Below are 15,066 nucleotides of genomic sequence, written 5' to 3' on the forward strand. Positions count from 1 at the left end.
GTGAGTTGTTGGTCGAAGATGTGTAGTGCGAACGCTTCGGTGGTGTGATCGAGGCGGTACTGGCGCGGTATTTCCTGCCCGACGGCAGCGGGCCGACCGGGACCGGTGGTGGTGCCGGTGGGTGGTGGGTCCTGGGTCGTGGTCATGTCAATTATGGTAGGACATGTGTACGACAATTCCGGAGTTGTCCACAAGCCGAGCCGGATGTCTCAGGACATCGGTGACAGTTCCAGGATTGTTGGTGGCGACACCTCCTCGGGGCGAATCCAACTGACCGACGCAGCGCGCCTAATCGCTGCGAGGCGCGTCGAAGCCTCATGACACAGAAATGCCCGCAACCTGAGGGTTGCGGACATTTCTAAGTTGCTGCGTCTACCGGCTACTTGCTGCTTTTGCCGCCGCGACGGGCTGCGAGGACTTCGAGCCGCTCAGCTAGTACCTCTTCGAGGTCGGCAATCGTACGGCGCTCCATCAGCATGTCCCAGTGCGTGCGCGGAGGCTTGACCTTCTTGGCCTCAGGCTCGCCGCCGCCGATCAACCGGGCGTTGACGCCGTCGTAGCGGCACTCCCACGTAAGCGGGGTTTCGGCGTCGTCGGCGAATGGCACGGTCGTGATGTGACCGTTGGGGCATTCGTAACGTGCCATGACCCGTGCGACTGGTTCGAAGTTGCGGTCGGTCTCGTAGCTGATGCTGCCAAGACGGCTACCGCGCAATGTGCGCTCGGCCATAGATAGTTCCTTCCGACAGGGAGTGCAAGGTGAGTCTTGTTCGTGTTACTGAATGAGTCTTCAGATACGTACATGTGGGGCGTTATCGGGTCCAACGCGCGACCCCGCCGAATAATTCCGGACTGCTAATTATGTCAGACTCAACTCGGCGACATGGGCAGTACGTCCTGTGCAGCCGAACCAGGACCAAGATCACCCGCGCGCCAGTGTCGGCGGCACAGCACCTGATAACGCACGTCGTCGTCTTGCCGTACGCCGTTCACGTCCCACGCTTCGCCCGGGGCCGTGTCCGCAACCATCACCTGGGCGCCCTCTTTTACAAGGATCCGGCCGACTACGCGGCCGTTGAAGGCACCCAGTCGACCGCACCAGCACAACACCTCGACCTGGAGTCTGGTTACCTCATCAGCGAGTTCGAGCAGCCGTTTCGACCCGGGAAACAGTTGGCTGCGAAAGTCGGTGATCAAACCAAACGCGTAGACATCCACGTCAGAACCATCGACGAGTTCGGCGAGCTGATCGATCTGGCATACCTGTAGAAACTGGGCCTCATCAACGATGATGTAGTCCACTCGTTGGCCCTGCGCCCAGAGGTCGCGGACAACTCTTCTTACGTCCATTTGGTCTGTGACATCGATCGCCGGCCTGCCCATACCCATCCGGCTAGAGATGACGGGAGCGGCTGAGCGGTCGTTCTGAGTGAGCAACAGGCCGTGTCGGCCCTGGCGCGCGTGATTGTGGTCGATCTGTAAGGCGAGCGTCGATTTGCCGCAGTCCATCGGTCCGTAGAAGTAGCGCAACTGGGCCGACGCCGGCAGGCCACGGCGGGCGCCTGCGGCCGGCACAGAAGACAGTGCGGAGGGGTTCTCGGACATGAGACGAAATCGTACGCGGTGTGCAAGGATCGGACTGTTCGGTGTCCTGCGCAGAAAGGCGATAAACGAGATGGGCGAGCACAGCAAACTACACGAACGGCATAAGGCGGTCATGCCTGCGTGGCTGGGTCTCTACTACAACGATCCGATCGAGATCGCCAGCGGTCAGGGCTGCAGAGTCACTGACGCAGAGGGCAACGAATACATCGACTTCTTTGCCGGCATCCTCACCAACATGCTTGGTTATTCGATCCCTGAGGTCAATGCGGCGATGAAGGAACAGATCGACGCTGGAGTACTGCACTCGTCGACGCTCTACCTCATCCGCCAGCAGATCGAGTTGGCCGAACGCATCGCAAAGCTGTCCGAGATCCCAGATGCCAAGGTATTTTTTGTAAATTCCGGCAGCGAGGCCAATGAGGCTGCGTTGCTGATGGCCACCCAAAAACGCGCTAGCAACCAGATCCTGGCCCTCCGCAACAGCTATCACGGGCGTTCCTTCGGCACGATGGGCGTGACCGGCAACCGCGGGTGGTCGGCGTCCTCGCTGACGCCGGTTAATACCCGTTACGTGCATAGCGGCTATCGGCTTCGTAGCCCATTTAAGGACTATTCCGACGAGGCATTCATTGCCGCTTGCGTCGACGATCTCCGCGACGTGATTGCGACCCAGACTGCGGGCGACGTGGCCGCAATGATCGCCGAGCCGATCCAGGGGGTCGGTGGATTCGCTACTCCGCCCGACGGATTCTTCAAGGCATTCAAAGAGGTGCTCGACGAGAGCGGCATCCTGTTCATCTCGGACGAGGTCCAGACCGGCTGGGGCCGCACTGGAGAGCATTTCTGGGGAATCCAGGCGCACGACATTGTGCCGGACGCGATGACCTTCGCCAAGGGCCTTGGCAACGGCGTCGCAATCGGCGGCGTGGTTGGAAAGCCGGAGTTCATGGATTCGATCAGCGCGCTGTCGATCTCGACGTTCGGCGGCAACCCGCTCGCCACGGCTGCGGCCCGCGCGACACTCGATTACGTCACCGACCACGACCTGCAGTCGCACGCTCACAAGATCGGCTCGTACCTGTTCGATGGCGTACGCCGGATTGCCGACGAGGTGCCCGGCATCATCGACGTACGCGGTCGCGGGCTGATGCTCGGAATCGAGCTGGGGGATCCCGGCGATCTCAGGCCAGACACCGAACTTGCCGGTCAGATCCTTGAGGCAACACGGGAGCGTGGCCTGCTGGTCGGTAAGGGCGGCCTTTACGGCAACGTCATCCGGATGGCCCCGCCGCTGACGCTGTCGGAGGACGAGGCCAAAGACGGACTCGCAATCCTTGCCGACGCGGTAACGGCGGTTTCGGCCCGAAAAAGCTGACTGGCTAAGGGATGTCGTCGGGTACGACGCCACCCGGGAACGCCGCGACACGCCGTTCGCTGAGCGGGCGCGTCTCGTCGACGTACCTGGGCGCGCGAAGTTCGGTGGCTCGTAACGGTCTCAGGTTGCGGGTAATCGCGGCCGCGATACGGTCCCGCGCCTTGACGGCGTCTCCCCGGCGGTCTGCCCGCAGGTCGTCGAGACTGACTGGTTGACCGAAGTGAACCCTGAGTTTCGGCTGTCGCCATACCGACGACAATCCGGACCGCAGCATTGCCTTGTTGTCTTCGTATTTCACGACCTCATGCGCGCCCCATTGGGACACCGGAATGACCGGGATCCGATGGGCAAGTGCAATACGGGCGAGGCCGGTCTTGCCGCGTTCGGGCCACAAACCGGGATCCAGACTGACTCGGCCCTCGGGATAGATGATCAAATGCGCCCCGTGCGCAATGGCTAGGTCGACGAGAGCGGTCGAGTTGTGCGCGTCGGACTGACCGCGATTTACTCGCAGACTGCCGGATTTCTCTAACAACCGGCCGACGACGGGGGCCGTCATGATGCCTGCCGTCACCAGAAACCTGGGGGACAGGCCTAAACGCCGGCACGCCACCGTGAGGACCATCGCGTCGAAATTGCCTATGTGATTGGGCGCAAGGAGGATCGGGCCGCGCATCAGGCGTTCGTCGATCGATCCGGTGATCTCGATCCGGCCGAACAGGCTGATCAGTCCGTATCCGTATCTGGTCGCGAATTGCCAGAACCACCACGGTTCCCGGACTGCGGTCACCTGTTGCCGACCGAACCAGTCGTCGTCCTGCGTTGCCATTGAGTCCCTAGTCGATACGAAAAATTTGCTGAGCATAAGCCCTTGACAGGGTAGCGAATCAAATCGTCCGCGAAGATGCGGCGAGAATTCTCAAATCGGCGTGGTCAACACGGTGTTACATCTGGCAATTGGTTGGTACGCTGTAGTCGGCTCACGCGTAGCAATCGGGGGATTGGCACGCAACAGCCGCAATACTGGGGGGTATTGGGGGATGCAACGCTTTTTGCGTGCAGCCACGCCTTCTGAAGATGGGGATCTTCAGGCCAACCACGAACACTCGCCTGATCTGGGCGGCGCTGTTCGGGTTCTCGTGCGTGGCGACGAGTACGACGATATTAATGACGTGGCGGGCTCAACCGTCGATGACGTCACGCCGCGGTTGACTGATGCGCCTTTGGGCGTGCCGACGCCGCAGCCAACGCGCGAGACGGCATCACCGCCTTCGGTCGCGTCGATTCTTGCGTCTATTGGGGCGCGCCGAGTCAAGACGAGATCGACAAGGGTGCGCGTTGTCGCGATCATCGGTGTAGATCTTCTGGCACAGATCCTCGCGATCGCTGCTGTCATTGGGATCCAGTTCGGCGCCGTGACGACCGCGAGCATCGCGTCGATGTCGCTGCTGGCCGCCGCGCTGCCGGTTGGCTGGGTGGTCATACTTGCGCTCACCGGCGGTTATAAGGCCGGATTGCTGAGTAGTCGCCACGGCGAACTGCGCCATGTTTTCCGAAGTGCGCTCTATGCAGCCGCCATCGGATGCATCGCGTTCAACTCGTTCGCATCGGGAGTCTCCCAGCTGACCGTCTTCGCGACCGTCGGAATCGCGTTGCTACTAATGATCCTGGGCCGACTTCAGATCCGCCGCATCGTTGCTCGTGCTTGGCGCGCCGATGCAGCAACCACAGGAGTGGTATTGGTCGGTTCCCTCGCGTCTGTACTCGATTCCGCCACGCGAATGAGCGAGTCGCCCGACAGTGGACTGCGCGTCGTTGGGCTATGCGTGTCGACTCCTGAGTTCGAAGACCGGGAGTCCATGCGTCCGATGGCGCTGCCAGATTCTTATCCGATCGCATCCGACGCCGACCTCCTACACATCGTCACCGAGCACAACGCCGGGATGGTCATCGTGACCTCGCCGGGGACGCTAGGTGCGAACCGGATTCGTGAAATTGCGTGGATGCTCGAGTCCACCGACGCGGAACTGATGCTGTCGACTGGGCTCGGACAGGTCGCCGACCACCGGATGCGGCTGCAGCGGATTGGCGGCGGCTCTTTTGTGTCGGTTGACCAGCCTCGCTACACCGGCGTACGTCGGGTTGCCCTCGACATCGGGGAGCGCGCGATCGCCGCGCTCGGACTGATAGTTCTATCGCCGATCATCGGGGCTATCGCGCTCGCCGTTCGGCTTGACAGCAAGGGAAAGGCGTTCTTCGTCCAGACTCGCGTCGGACGTGGCGGTAAGACCTTCCGGATGTTCAAGTTCCGGTCGATGGTCACGGACGCCGAGGTACTTCGGGACGCGGTCGTCGCCGCCGAGAATGAACCCGACCGCGGCCCGATGTTCAAGAGCCGCAACGATCCACGCGTTACGAGGATCGGCCGGCTGCTGCGCAAGTCGTCACTCGACGAGCTACCGCAGCTGCTCAACGTGGTGTCGGGCTCGATGGCGCTGGTCGGCCCTCGTCCGGCACTGCCCGACGAGGTTGCGCAGTACAAAGGCCCCGAGATCCGTCGTCTGCTCGTCAAACCTGGAATCACCGGACTGTGGCAAGTCAGCGGACGTAGCAACCTGAGTTGGGAACAGACGGTCAACCTCGACTTGGAGTACGTCGAGAACTGGTCGCCGGTAATGGATCTCTCGATCATGTCGCGCACGCTCGGTGCGGTCACCCGGTCGGCCGGCGCCTACTAAGTCGTTCTTCTTTCACGTGTGCTTTATGTATCACGTGCGCTTTGTGCCAGCGCTGATAATGTGGACAGGTGATCGAACGCGTATCCACTCGCGTTGATCGGGCGGTGACCTCCCTCGCGCCAGGCTACTTCGCGATCACGATGGCGAGCGGGATTATCTCGGTTGGTAGCCACCTCGAAGGCTACGAGGCGATCTCGCTTTGCCTGATGTGGTTTGCGATCGCGTCATTTGTCGTCGTCCTGGCCCTCACCGCAACGCGTTTCGTTCGCCACCGGCCTGAGTTCTTGGCCGATTTCACCGACGCCCGTCGGGGTTTCGGCTATTTCACGTTCATCGCGGCAGCAAACGTACTCGCCGTGCGGGTGGGCATGCACGGCGAGCGCACGCTGATGATCGTGCTGTTCACGATCGCGGCGATAACCGGGCTGGGGCTGTCCTACGCGCTGCCGTGGAGCGCCGTACTGGGGCAGACGATGCGCCCCGTGCTTGCCTCGGCCAATGGCAGCTGGTTTGTCTGGGTCGTCGCCAGCCAATCCGTTGCTACCGTCGCGGCAGTCATCGAACGCGACGCCGGTTCCGGTCGTGACGCACTGTCTTTGGTGGCGATGCTCAGTTGGTCGGTTGGGCTATTCCTGTACGGCGCCGCGGGAATCCTTGTGGCACTGCGGATGTTGCTGTACGACCTGCGCCCGGCCGACCTGACCGAGTCATACTGGGTTGCGATGGGTGCCTGCGCCATTACGGTGTTGGCCAGCACCCGGATCCTCATCATGACCGACGCTCCCGTCGTACGGGCCGCCGCCGGACTGATTGCAGGCGTGGCAGTCGTGTTCTGGGCATTTGCGACCTGGTTGGTGCCGGTCCTCATCGCCGAGACGTGGTGGCGCTACTGGCATCACCGGGTGCCGTGGCGGTACGACGAGGCGTTGTGGAGCATGGTCTTCCCGCTCGGGATGTACGCCGTGGCAGCGATCGACCTTGGCCGCGTCGAACGACTGCCCGTCATCGAAAATATCGGATCCGTCGAGTCATGGGTAGCGCTTGCGGTGTTCGTCTATGTCTTCGGCGCGATGTGCGTGCACGTGACCAACACCGTGTTTCGCGGCCACACCGTCAATCCCGGCGCCGACTAGTCGTCCTCGACCGTCGGTCGGCGTACCAATAAATGTCGCTCGCGGACGTGTTCCTCACCCAGGTCGTGCTTACGTGCATGCAGCAAGTCATCTAGTGAGATGACGCCGAGCAGCCGATCCGGCGCCATACGATCGACGACCGGCGCCCGGGTGACGCCGTGTTCGGCGAAGACATTGGCGACGTGCCGGAGGGTGTCGTTGTCGAACACGGTGGTCACGTCCGTGCTCATCAGGTCCGATATGAGCGGCCCCGAGTCTCCTCGATGTAGGGCCGTCATGACCCGGCCTATCGTGACGACAGAGGCCAGCTGACCATCCTTGCCCATGACCGGTATCAGTCGCTGAGTGTGCGCATGCGGATCGACCGTCAGCCGTGCGGCAACTTCGGCGACCGTGTCGTCGGGTGTCAGTGTCAGCGGGTCGATGTCCATAACCTCGTTGACGAAGAACGTCTCCAGCGGATCCGTCGAGTACTCCCGGGTCAGATGGAGTCCGTGGCGGGCGATCTTCTCGGTGAGCACCGAGCGCTTAAGGATGAGGCAGGAGACGGCGTACGCCGTAGTCGCCGCGATCACCAAGGGCAAGATGACACCCCAGACATGCGTGAGCTCAAGAGTGAAGATCACTCCGGTCAACGGCGAGCGCATTACCCCACCGACGACCGCGGCCAGCCCCATCATCGCCCAGAATCCGGGGAAGACGTGCGGCAGCACCTGCCCTTGCAGCGCGCCGAGCGAGCCGCCGATCATGAACACCGGGGCCAGTACGCCGCCAGACGTCCCAGAGCCGAGCGACAGCGACCAGATGATGGTCTTCACGATCAGGATGCCGAAGATCAGTGACAGGCCCGCCTTTCCAGTGAGGAGCTGGTCGATGACGTCGTAGCCGACCCCGAGCGCCCGAGGCTCGATCAGACCCCCGATGCCGATGATCAGACCACCAATTGCCGGCCACCACATCCAGTGCACCGGCAGTCGCTTGAACCCGTCCTCGGCGAGGTAAACGAGGTAGGTCGCGCCGACTGCCAGCAAGCCGCCGGTGAGCCCGGCGATGACACACAAGGCGTCGACGCCCGCGTTCAGGTGGAAATCGCCGGGATTCACGGGAAAGATCGGACCGCTGCCCAGGATCGGGGCACGCACGAGCACCGCAACGCAGACCGACGCGACAACGGGGATGAAACTGCGCGGCCGCCACTCGAACAGCAGTAGTTCGACGGCTAGCAGAATCGCGGCGAGAGGAGAGTTGAACGTCGCCGCCATGCCTCCGGCCGCCCCCGCGACGAGCAGCGTCTTACGCTCGTCGGCCGTCATTTTCGTCAACTGCGCGAGCATCGAGCCAACCGCGCCGCCGGTCATGATGATTGGCCCCTCGGCGCCGAATGGTCCACCGGTGCCGATGCTGACCGCCGCCGAGATCGGCTTGAGCACGGCGATCCGAGGAGCGACGCGGCTTCCGCCGGTCAGGATCGCCTCGATTGCTTCGGGCATTCCGTGGCCACGGATTTTCTCGGACCCGAATCGGGCCATCAGGCCGACGATCAGCCCGCCCGCGACGGGCGCGAGCAGGATTAGCCAGGCACTGTGGTGCTCAAGGCCCGGCGCGACTAATTTGGAGTCGACCCGCTGATAGAAGACCAGATTCGTGATCAAGCCGATCAGCGACAACAGGGCCCATGCAGTCAGCGCGCTTATTGCCCCGACGATCACCGCATATGCGGTGATGACGAGCACACGCGGAGTCAAGGTGAAGTCGCCTAAGTGGGCGGTACGCCGGGGAAGCGCATCGTCGGTCGGTTTCGTGATCCGCGATTGTTTGCTCATAGGAGATCAATTTTCCCATTAGAGACAGGTCACATAGGTGTCGGCTTAGGAGAAAACCGCTGCCGTTAAGGGGAAGTAAAGGAATTGCGGTTAGTCGGCGTCGTCGGTCGTCCAGAAGCCGCGCTTCTGCAGGACCTGTTTGAGCACCTCGGGCCTGTCAGTCATGATGCCGTCGACCTGCATGTCGATCAACCGGGACATCTCGTCCGGATCGTCGATTGTCCACACGTGCACTTGCTTGCCCAACTCATGTACGAGAGTCACGAATCGCGCGTCGACTAGCGTCTTACCCCGCACCGTGACTGGCACCTGCACGCAGTGTCCGGGCGTCTGAAGCATGGTGCCGCGGCGTCCGGCGTACGACGCGGCACGCAGTAGACCGACGCCTGCACGCCCGACGCCGGTAATGGCGTCCGGCCCCACTAGGGTTCGCAGGCGAGCGATCCGTGCGTCGCTGAACGACGTCAGGCAGACTCTCGACTGTGCGGATCGGCGTACGACCAGATCCGCAAGCGGCTCAACGACGTCGGCCGTTTTGGCGTCGATGTTGAGGTTGATCTGCGGCCATGTATCCAAAATGTCGTCCAGCCGCGAAATCGCGGGCACCGTGTCGTTCTTAATCTCGGCCAGTTCGTCCCACCTCGTGTCGGCGATGCGACCGGCCAATCCGGTGAGCCGGTTCAGCGACAAGTCGTGGAAGGCGACCACGACTCCGTCGGCAGTCAGTTGCACATCGGTTTCCAAGTAGCGGTAGCCAAGATCGACGCAATACTGAAACGCGGCCATCGAGTTTTCGTGCATGTGCGTCGCGCCGCCCCGGTGCGCGAACGCAATTGGTAGCGGTCCGTTCAGGTAACCCACCGGCCCAGCCTTCCCCGTTATCCGCCCCGTTGGCCGTACTCTCGCGCCGTGGCTAGTGAAACGCGTTGTAAGTGGTGCAGCAAGAAGATCGTCGACCAGACGTCCATTGGACGACGAAAACAGTACTGCGGTCAAGCATGTCGCCAACGTGCCTACGAGAAACGTCGTGAGCAGGGTGGTGGGATGCACGTAGACACCGACGCGGTAGTGGTACGTCGTATCGAGCTCGAATACCTGCAGGATCGGCTTTATGTACTGCGTTCGGCGGTCGAAGAACTCGACCGTTCGGTGAAAGAGAAGGCCTCGTTGCAGGAGATGACCACAGTCGCAAAAGAGGTAGTCGCGGCCACCGGTGATCTCGACAAGCTGTGGATCGTGCCCTAACGACCGCGGTACGCTGCTAGCTCGGAAAGCCGGTGATCGAGCATGGTGGACCACGCATCCAGGACGGGCCGGCGCCGGCGCGAGTCGTCACTGAGTAAGTTGGCCAGGGCAAGCCCACGCAAGAAGTCCAGTGTGGCCTGGATTGTGGCACGCACTCCGGGGATCGATTCGTCAACTTCCAGTAGCGACACGGCCAGCTTATGGACATCGCGACCGAGCCGCGCCTCGAAGGGTCGGACCCGTGTCAGGAGGTCCGCATCGGTCGACGCGATCGACCACACTGCGACCGAAGCCCGGAAACTGGCCCCGTTGTAGAGCACAAACAGATGGTCCAGGACTTTGCGAGTGCGCTGCGGGCCGCGCTCTGGGAGCGCATGTACAACGGCCTCCACTTCCTTCGATCGTGCCGCTACTAACCGGTCGATCGCTGCGGTGAAAAGCACGTCGCGAGTAGGGAAGTGGTGCTGCGCCGCGCCACGCGAGACACCTGCCCTCTCGGCGACTAGTCCGACGGTAGTCGCGCTCCAACCGTGCTCAGCGAGGGCTTCGACCGCAGCGTCGAGTAGCCGGTCTTGGGTGATCCGGCTCCGATCCTGTTGCGGCGGGCTCGCTGCAGACTGTGTCACTGGGCTACCCCCACTGACCCCTCTGGGATTTTGTGTCCACGTGCCACTGCGAGCTCGGTCATGGAAGTCTCCTCTAGTCGGTTGCCCACCGGGCCGGCCGACGCTCCAGGAACGAGCGCATGCCTTCGTGGGCCTCCTCGGTCGCGAACAGGTTCATCGACAGTTCCGTGAGTTTGTCGGCGTTCTCGTCGAAACCGGCAAGCATCTGCGCACTCTGAAGCTTCTTCGATTCGCGCAGTCCTTGCGGCGACGCTTTGCGCAGCTGCGCGGTCAACGCGTCGAGCTCTGCATCGAGATCGTCGGCTGCCGTGGTGATCAACCCGATGCGCTCTGCTGTTTTCGCGTCAAACACTTCTCCGGTCAGAAAGTACCGATTCGTGGCGCGGGAGGTCATCCGCGGGATCGTGGTCAGCGAAATGACCGCCGGTGCGAGCCCGAGAAGCGACTCTGAGAATGCGAAAGTGCCCTTATCGCTGGAGATGACGATGTCGCATGCGCCGACGATCCCCGTGCCTCCGGCCCGCACATGTCCGTCCAGACGTGCAATTACAGGTTTTGGTGCCTCGATGATGCGCCGTAGAATATCCGGCAGATTGACGGGCGCGGCTTTTTTCGAATCGCTGCTGGCCTCACTGAGGTCGGCTCCCGCGCAGAACGTACCGCCCGTGTGGGTGAGCACGATCGCACGCACAGCGTCATCGGCGATCGCGGCATCCAGCGCCGCAGCGAACTCGCCCACCAACTGACGGGAGAGGGCATTGCGGTTATGCGGCGCATCGAGAGTAATGGTGCAAATGCCTTTATCTGTCGCGGTGTGCACGACCTCGTCGGGATTCTCACTCATGCGTGCGGTCCTTTCGTTTCGATGGGTACAGGTGTTGAGTTAGCTTGCCGCGCCGGCGTCCTCTGCCGTCTTCTCAACGACGGCGAGCGCAGTGCCGACATCCACCTGAGTGCTGACCTCGACCAGTATCTCGGTAATGACGCCGTCGTACGGCGCGACAATCTGATGTTCCATCTTCATCGCTTCGAGCCACATGAGTGGCTGCCCGCTCACCACCGGATCGCCTACAGCACAGGCGATCCGCAGAACTGACCCGGGCATCGGGGCGATCAATGAGCCCTCGGCGACCTGGTCGGCCGGGTCGACGAACCGAGGATGACGCTGCAGCGTCGTCGTTCCGCGTGGTCCGCTGACATAGAACAGCGAGTCGTATCGCGTGACCTCCAGCGTCTGACGTACACCGGCCACCTCTGCCAGCACCCGTTCGGCGTCGTACGCAAGGACTCGCACGTCGTCGCGTCCCTCAAGCACCGGACCGGAACGCTCAGGCATGTAACGGATCGCGACCTCCTGTCCGCTGACGGTGAAGATATCTGCGATCGGTTCGCCGAGCACATTTCGCCATCCCTGGGGCAGGGTGCCATTGACCGGTGAGCGACCGTGTAGACCCGCGCGATAGGCCAGCGCGGCAGCGAACCCGGCCAGCGTCGCGTCTCGTTCGTCGTAGACCAACGCAAGCACCTGGTCGGCGTACTTCGTGAGGAAGGAAGTGTCGGTGTCACCGGCGACGAATGCCGGATGCGTCAGGATGCGCACCAGCGAGTCTCGGTTGGTGGTGACTCCGTGCAGCTTCGCCCGCCGCAGCGCATCGGCGAGAATGGCCGCGGACTCCGTGCGCGTCGGCGCCCAGCTGATCACTTTGGCAAGCATCGGGTCGTAGTCGGTGCCGATCACCGATCCCGCGACCACTCCGGAGTCCAGCCGGACCCCGGCTCGGTCTAGCACGCCGAACTCGCGCTGCACCGCGGGCACCTCGAAAGCGCGCATTACGCCGGCTTGTGGTTGATAGTCGTGCGCGGGATCCTCGGCGTAGAGGCGAACTTCGATAGATGAGCCGCGAGACGGTGACGGTTCGCCCTCGAGGCGTTCGCCCTGTGCGACCTCGATCTGAAGGCGCACTAGGTCGAGTCCGGAGGTGCATTCGGTGACCGGATGCTCCACCTGGAGTCGAGTATTCATCTCGAGAAAGTAGAAATGCCCGTCATCGTCTGCCAGGAACTCGACGGTGCCCGCGCCCACGTAGCTGATCGTCTTTGCCGCAGCCCGAGCAGCCTCGAACAGTTCTTCACGCATCCCGGAAATACGCTCGACGAGAGGGGAGGGCGCCTCCTCAACAACCTTTTGATAGCGCCGTTGGATAGAGCATTCACGTTCTCCGACAGCCCATATCGTGCCGTGCTGGTCGGCCATGAGCTGCACTTCGATGTGATGCCCGGTCGGAATGTAACGCTCGCAAAAGACCGTGTCATCACCGAATGCCGAACCGGCTTCCTGCTGAGCGGAGGCGATCTGATCCTTGAGCCGATCGAGCGTCTCGACGATGCGCATGCCGCGACCGCCACCGCCGGCCGATGCCTTGACCAGCACAGGGAGGTCGTCATCGGTGACATCTGCTGGATTCAGTTTGTCCAGGATGGGTACGCCGGAATCGGCCATCATCCGCTTGGACTCGATCTTCGAACCCATGACTTTGATCGACTCCGGAGGCGGTCCTATCCAGACGAGACCAGCGTCGGACACGGCTTGGGCGAATGCGGCGTTTTCCGAGAGGAAACCGTATCCGGGATGGATCGCCGTCGCGCCGGTGCTCTTAGCGGCGGCGAGAATCAGATCGGTGCGTAGGTATGTTTCGCTGGGCGTCGCGCCGGGCAGGTGCACGCTCAGGTCGGCCTCTGCCACAAACGGGGCGTCTTCGTCGGCGTCGGAGAACACCGCCACTGTCGAGATGCCCATGGTGCGGCACGTCGCGAAGACCCGACGTGCGATTTCGCCGCGGTTGGCGACCAGGATGCGCTCAATGCGCTGTGGGGTAGTCATGTGGTTGAGTTCCTCTACATCCGGAAGATGCCATAGCCACTGGCACCTTCGACGGGGCCGTTGTGGATAGCCGACAGGCAAAGCCCCAGCACGGTACGGGTGTCACGCGGATCGATGAGGCCGTCGTCGTACACGTGGCCCGACATGAACATCGGTAGTGACTCGGCTTCGATCTGGGCCTCGACGGCTGCTCGCATCGCCGCGTCTTGCTCCTCGTCGTACACCTCGCCGCGTCCCTGGGCCGATGCCCGGCCCACGATGGACAGCACGCCCGCAAGCTGCGCCGGACCCATCACCGCCGACTTTGCGCTCGGCCAGGCGAATAGGAACCGCGGGTCGTAGGCCCGGCCGCACATTCCGTAGTTGCCTGCGCCGTACGACGAACCCATGATCAGTGAGATGTGTGGGACGGTTGAGTTGGAGACCGCGTTGATCATCATCGAGCCGTGTTTGACGATGCCGCCTTGCTCGTATTTCTCTCCGACCATGTATCCGGTCGTGTTGTGCATGAAGATCAGCGGCGTATTTGCACGGTTGGCCAGCTGGATGAACTGCGTGGCCTTGTGTGCCTCCTCGCTGAAAAGTACGCCGCGGGCATTGGCAAGTATCCCGATCGGGTAACCGCCCAACTGCGCCCATCCGGTGACCAGGCTTGTGCCGTATAGCGGCTTGTACTCATCGAAGTCGGAGTCGTCGACGAATCGCGCCAGCACTTCCCTGGGATCAAAGGGAACCTTGAGGTCGCTGGGCGCGATGCCAAGCAACTCCTCTTCGTCGTACCGCGGCGGCAGACCTTCGCCGATCGGCGCCGGTCCCTTCTTCTTCCAGTTCAGTCGCTTGACGATGTTGCGGCCTATGCGCACGCAGTCATGCTCGTCCACGGCGAAGAAGTCCGCCAGTCCGGTTGTCCGGGCGTGCATCTGTGCGCCGCCGAGCGACTGCTCGTCGGCATCCTCGCCGGTGGCCATCTTCACCAGAGGCGGACCGCCGAGAAACACTTTTGCCTGTTGGTCGACCATGACGACAAAATCGGACATGCCGGGGATGTAGGCGCCGCCGGCTGTCGAGTTGCCAAAAACCAATGCGATTGTCGGGATGCCGGCCGCGGACAACCGGGTCAGGTCTCGGAAGCTTTGGCCACCCGGTATGAAGATGTCCTTCTGAGTAGGCAGATCCGCGCCGCCCGATTCGACCAGACTGATCAGCGGCATGCGATTCTTCAGTGCGATGTCGTTGGCGCGCAGCGACTTCTTCATCGTCCACGGATTCGTCGTACCGCCCTTGACCGTTGGGTCGTGCGCGACGAGAACGCACTCGACGCCCTCGACGACACCGATCCCGGTAACAACACTCGCCCCGACGGTGAACTTGCTGCCGTACCCCGCGAGTGGCGAGAGCTCTAAGAATGCCGAGTCCTCATCGAGAACGAGGTTGATCCGCTCGCGTGCCAGCAGGCGCCCGCGTTTGCGGTGCCGCGCGATGTAGCGCTCACCGCCGCCCGCGACAGCGATATCGTGCTGCTCGTGCAGTTGACGTAGCTTGTCCTCCATAGACTCGCGATTTGCCTGGTACAGATCAGACTTATCGTCGATCGCGGTGCGGATAACGCTCATTGGCGTCCTTTCTGTCGACGTACGCCG

13 protein-coding genes are annotated in these 15,066 nt (G+C 62.3%); 4 read left to right on the top strand and 9 right to left on the bottom strand.

All coding sequences use genetic code 11. From position 1 onward, the window contains the following. Positions 1 to 379: 379 nt before the first annotated feature. Together CLV47_RS15050 and CLV47_RS15055 are read right to left on the bottom strand one after the other, a co-directional pair. On the bottom strand, positions 380 to 730 hold the full coding sequence (locus CLV47_RS15050; protein WP_106349890.1) for an RNA polymerase-binding protein RbpA: 351 nt from the start codon (positions 728 to 730) through the stop codon (positions 380 to 382). Between the two features lie 140 nt (positions 731 to 870). Continuing rightward, entirely contained in the window at positions 871 to 1,605 is a 735-nt protein-coding gene (locus CLV47_RS15055; protein WP_106349891.1) for a thymidine kinase, read from the bottom strand. A 70-nt stretch (positions 1,606 to 1,675) separates the two neighbouring features. On the opposite strand from CLV47_RS15055, the gene CLV47_RS15060 reads away from it, so the two are divergent. Then, positions 1,676 to 2,980 carry an aspartate aminotransferase family protein gene (locus tag CLV47_RS15060; protein ID WP_106349892.1) on the top strand — a complete coding sequence of 435 codons (1,305 nt, stop codon included), beginning with the start codon at positions 1,676 to 1,678 and terminating at the stop codon, positions 2,978 to 2,980. A 4-nt stretch (positions 2,981 to 2,984) separates the two neighbouring features. On the opposite strand, the gene CLV47_RS15065 is transcribed toward CLV47_RS15060, so the two are convergent. Continuing rightward, positions 2,985 to 3,809, bottom strand: coding sequence for a lysophospholipid acyltransferase family protein (locus CLV47_RS15065; RefSeq protein ID WP_106349893.1), 825 nt, complete (start codon positions 3,807 to 3,809; stop codon positions 2,985 to 2,987). Between the two features lie 211 nt (positions 3,810 to 4,020). Between CLV47_RS15065 and CLV47_RS15070 the strand changes: the two genes are divergently transcribed. Both CLV47_RS15070 and CLV47_RS15075 read left to right on the top strand, forming a co-directional pair. Continuing rightward, positions 4,021 to 5,718, top strand: a complete 1,698-nt coding sequence (locus CLV47_RS15070; protein WP_106349894.1) for a sugar transferase — start codon at positions 4,021 to 4,023, stop codon at positions 5,716 to 5,718. A gap of 68 nt (positions 5,719 to 5,786) precedes the next feature. Next, positions 5,787 to 6,851: a tellurite resistance/C4-dicarboxylate transporter family protein gene (locus CLV47_RS15075; RefSeq protein ID WP_202862614.1), complete on the top strand. Its 1,065-nt coding sequence runs from the start codon at positions 5,787 to 5,789 to the stop codon at positions 6,849 to 6,851. On the opposite strand, the gene CLV47_RS15080 is transcribed toward CLV47_RS15075, so the two are convergent. Beyond that, positions 6,848 to 8,674 carry a chloride channel protein gene (locus tag CLV47_RS15080; protein WP_106349895.1) on the bottom strand — a complete coding sequence of 609 codons (1,827 nt, stop codon included), beginning with the start codon at positions 8,672 to 8,674 and terminating at the stop codon, positions 6,848 to 6,850. The two genes, CLV47_RS15075 and CLV47_RS15080, sit on opposite strands and share 4 nt — an antisense overlap. A 90-nt stretch (positions 8,675 to 8,764) precedes the next feature. Beyond that, positions 8,765 to 9,535 (bottom strand): glycerophosphodiester phosphodiesterase family protein, encoded by a 771-nt coding sequence (locus CLV47_RS15085; RefSeq protein ID WP_238145456.1) that lies wholly within the window; start codon positions 9,533 to 9,535, stop codon positions 8,765 to 8,767. A gap of 183 nt (positions 9,536 to 9,718) precedes the next feature. Between CLV47_RS15085 and CLV47_RS15090 the strand changes: the two genes are divergently transcribed. Further along, positions 9,719 to 9,919, top strand: a complete 201-nt coding sequence (locus CLV47_RS15090) for a hypothetical protein (RefSeq protein WP_106349896.1) — start codon at positions 9,719 to 9,721, stop codon at positions 9,917 to 9,919. Here the strand turns inward: CLV47_RS15090 and CLV47_RS15095 are convergent. The 4 genes from CLV47_RS15095 to CLV47_RS15110 all read right to left on the bottom strand — a co-directional run bounded on the left by CLV47_RS15095 (position 9,916) and on the right by CLV47_RS15110 (position 15,039). Further along, a complete protein-coding gene (locus CLV47_RS15095) occupies positions 9,916 to 10,545 on the bottom strand; it encodes a TetR/AcrR family transcriptional regulator (RefSeq protein WP_106349897.1) in 630 nt (209 codons plus the stop codon). The genes CLV47_RS15090 and CLV47_RS15095 overlap by 4 nt on opposite strands. Before the next feature lie 73 nt (positions 10,546 to 10,618). Then, positions 10,619 to 11,389, bottom strand: a complete 771-nt coding sequence (locus CLV47_RS15100; protein WP_106349898.1) for an enoyl-CoA hydratase family protein — start codon at positions 11,387 to 11,389, stop codon at positions 10,619 to 10,621. Between the two features lie 39 nt (positions 11,390 to 11,428). Continuing rightward, the gene (locus CLV47_RS15105) at positions 11,429 to 13,426 is read right to left on the bottom strand and encodes an acetyl/propionyl/methylcrotonyl-CoA carboxylase subunit alpha (RefSeq protein WP_106349899.1); all 1,998 of its coding nucleotides are present in this window, start codon (positions 13,424 to 13,426) and stop codon (positions 11,429 to 11,431) included. A 14-nt stretch (positions 13,427 to 13,440) separates the two neighbouring features. Further along, complete coding sequence (locus CLV47_RS15110) at positions 13,441 to 15,039, bottom strand: acyl-CoA carboxylase subunit beta (protein WP_106349900.1); 1,599 nt, start codon at positions 15,037 to 15,039, stop codon at positions 13,441 to 13,443. Positions 15,040 to 15,066: the final 27 nt, after the last annotated feature.

The sequence above is a fragment of the Antricoccus suffuscus genome (assembly GCF_003003235.1).
In the GTDB taxonomy this organism is placed as follows: domain Bacteria; phylum Actinomycetota; class Actinomycetes; order Mycobacteriales; family Antricoccaceae; genus Antricoccus; species Antricoccus suffuscus.

Excerpts from the sequence above, each read along its gene's own strand:
- CLV47_RS15100 (WP_106349898.1), bottom strand. The coding sequence starts at position 11,389 with ATGAGTGAGAATCCCGACGAGGTCGTGCACACCGCGACAGATAAAGGC.
- CLV47_RS15055 (WP_106349891.1), bottom strand. The coding sequence starts at position 1,605 with ATGTCCGAGAACCCCTCCGCACTGTCTTCTGTGCCGGCCGCAGGCGCC.
- CLV47_RS15105 (WP_106349899.1), bottom strand. The coding sequence starts at position 13,426 with ATGACTACCCCACAGCGCATTGAGCGCATCCTGGTCGCCAACCGCGGC.
- CLV47_RS15110 (WP_106349900.1), bottom strand. The coding sequence starts at position 15,039 with ATGAGCGTTATCCGCACCGCGATCGACGATAAGTCTGATCTGTACCAG.
- CLV47_RS15065 (WP_106349893.1), bottom strand. The coding sequence starts at position 3,809 with ATGGCAACGCAGGACGACGACTGGTTCGGTCGGCAACAGGTGACCGCA.
- CLV47_RS15090 (WP_106349896.1), top strand. The coding sequence starts at position 9,719 with ATGCACGTAGACACCGACGCGGTAGTGGTACGTCGTATCGAGCTCGAA.
- CLV47_RS15050 (WP_106349890.1), bottom strand. The coding sequence starts at position 730 with ATGGCCGAGCGCACATTGCGCGGTAGCCGTCTTGGCAGCATCAGCTAC.
- CLV47_RS15070 (WP_106349894.1), top strand. The coding sequence starts at position 4,021 with ATGCAACGCTTTTTGCGTGCAGCCACGCCTTCTGAAGATGGGGATCTT.
- CLV47_RS15060 (WP_106349892.1), top strand. The coding sequence starts at position 1,676 with ATGGGCGAGCACAGCAAACTACACGAACGGCATAAGGCGGTCATGCCT.
- CLV47_RS15080 (WP_106349895.1), bottom strand. The coding sequence starts at position 8,674 with ATGAGCAAACAATCGCGGATCACGAAACCGACCGACGATGCGCTTCCC.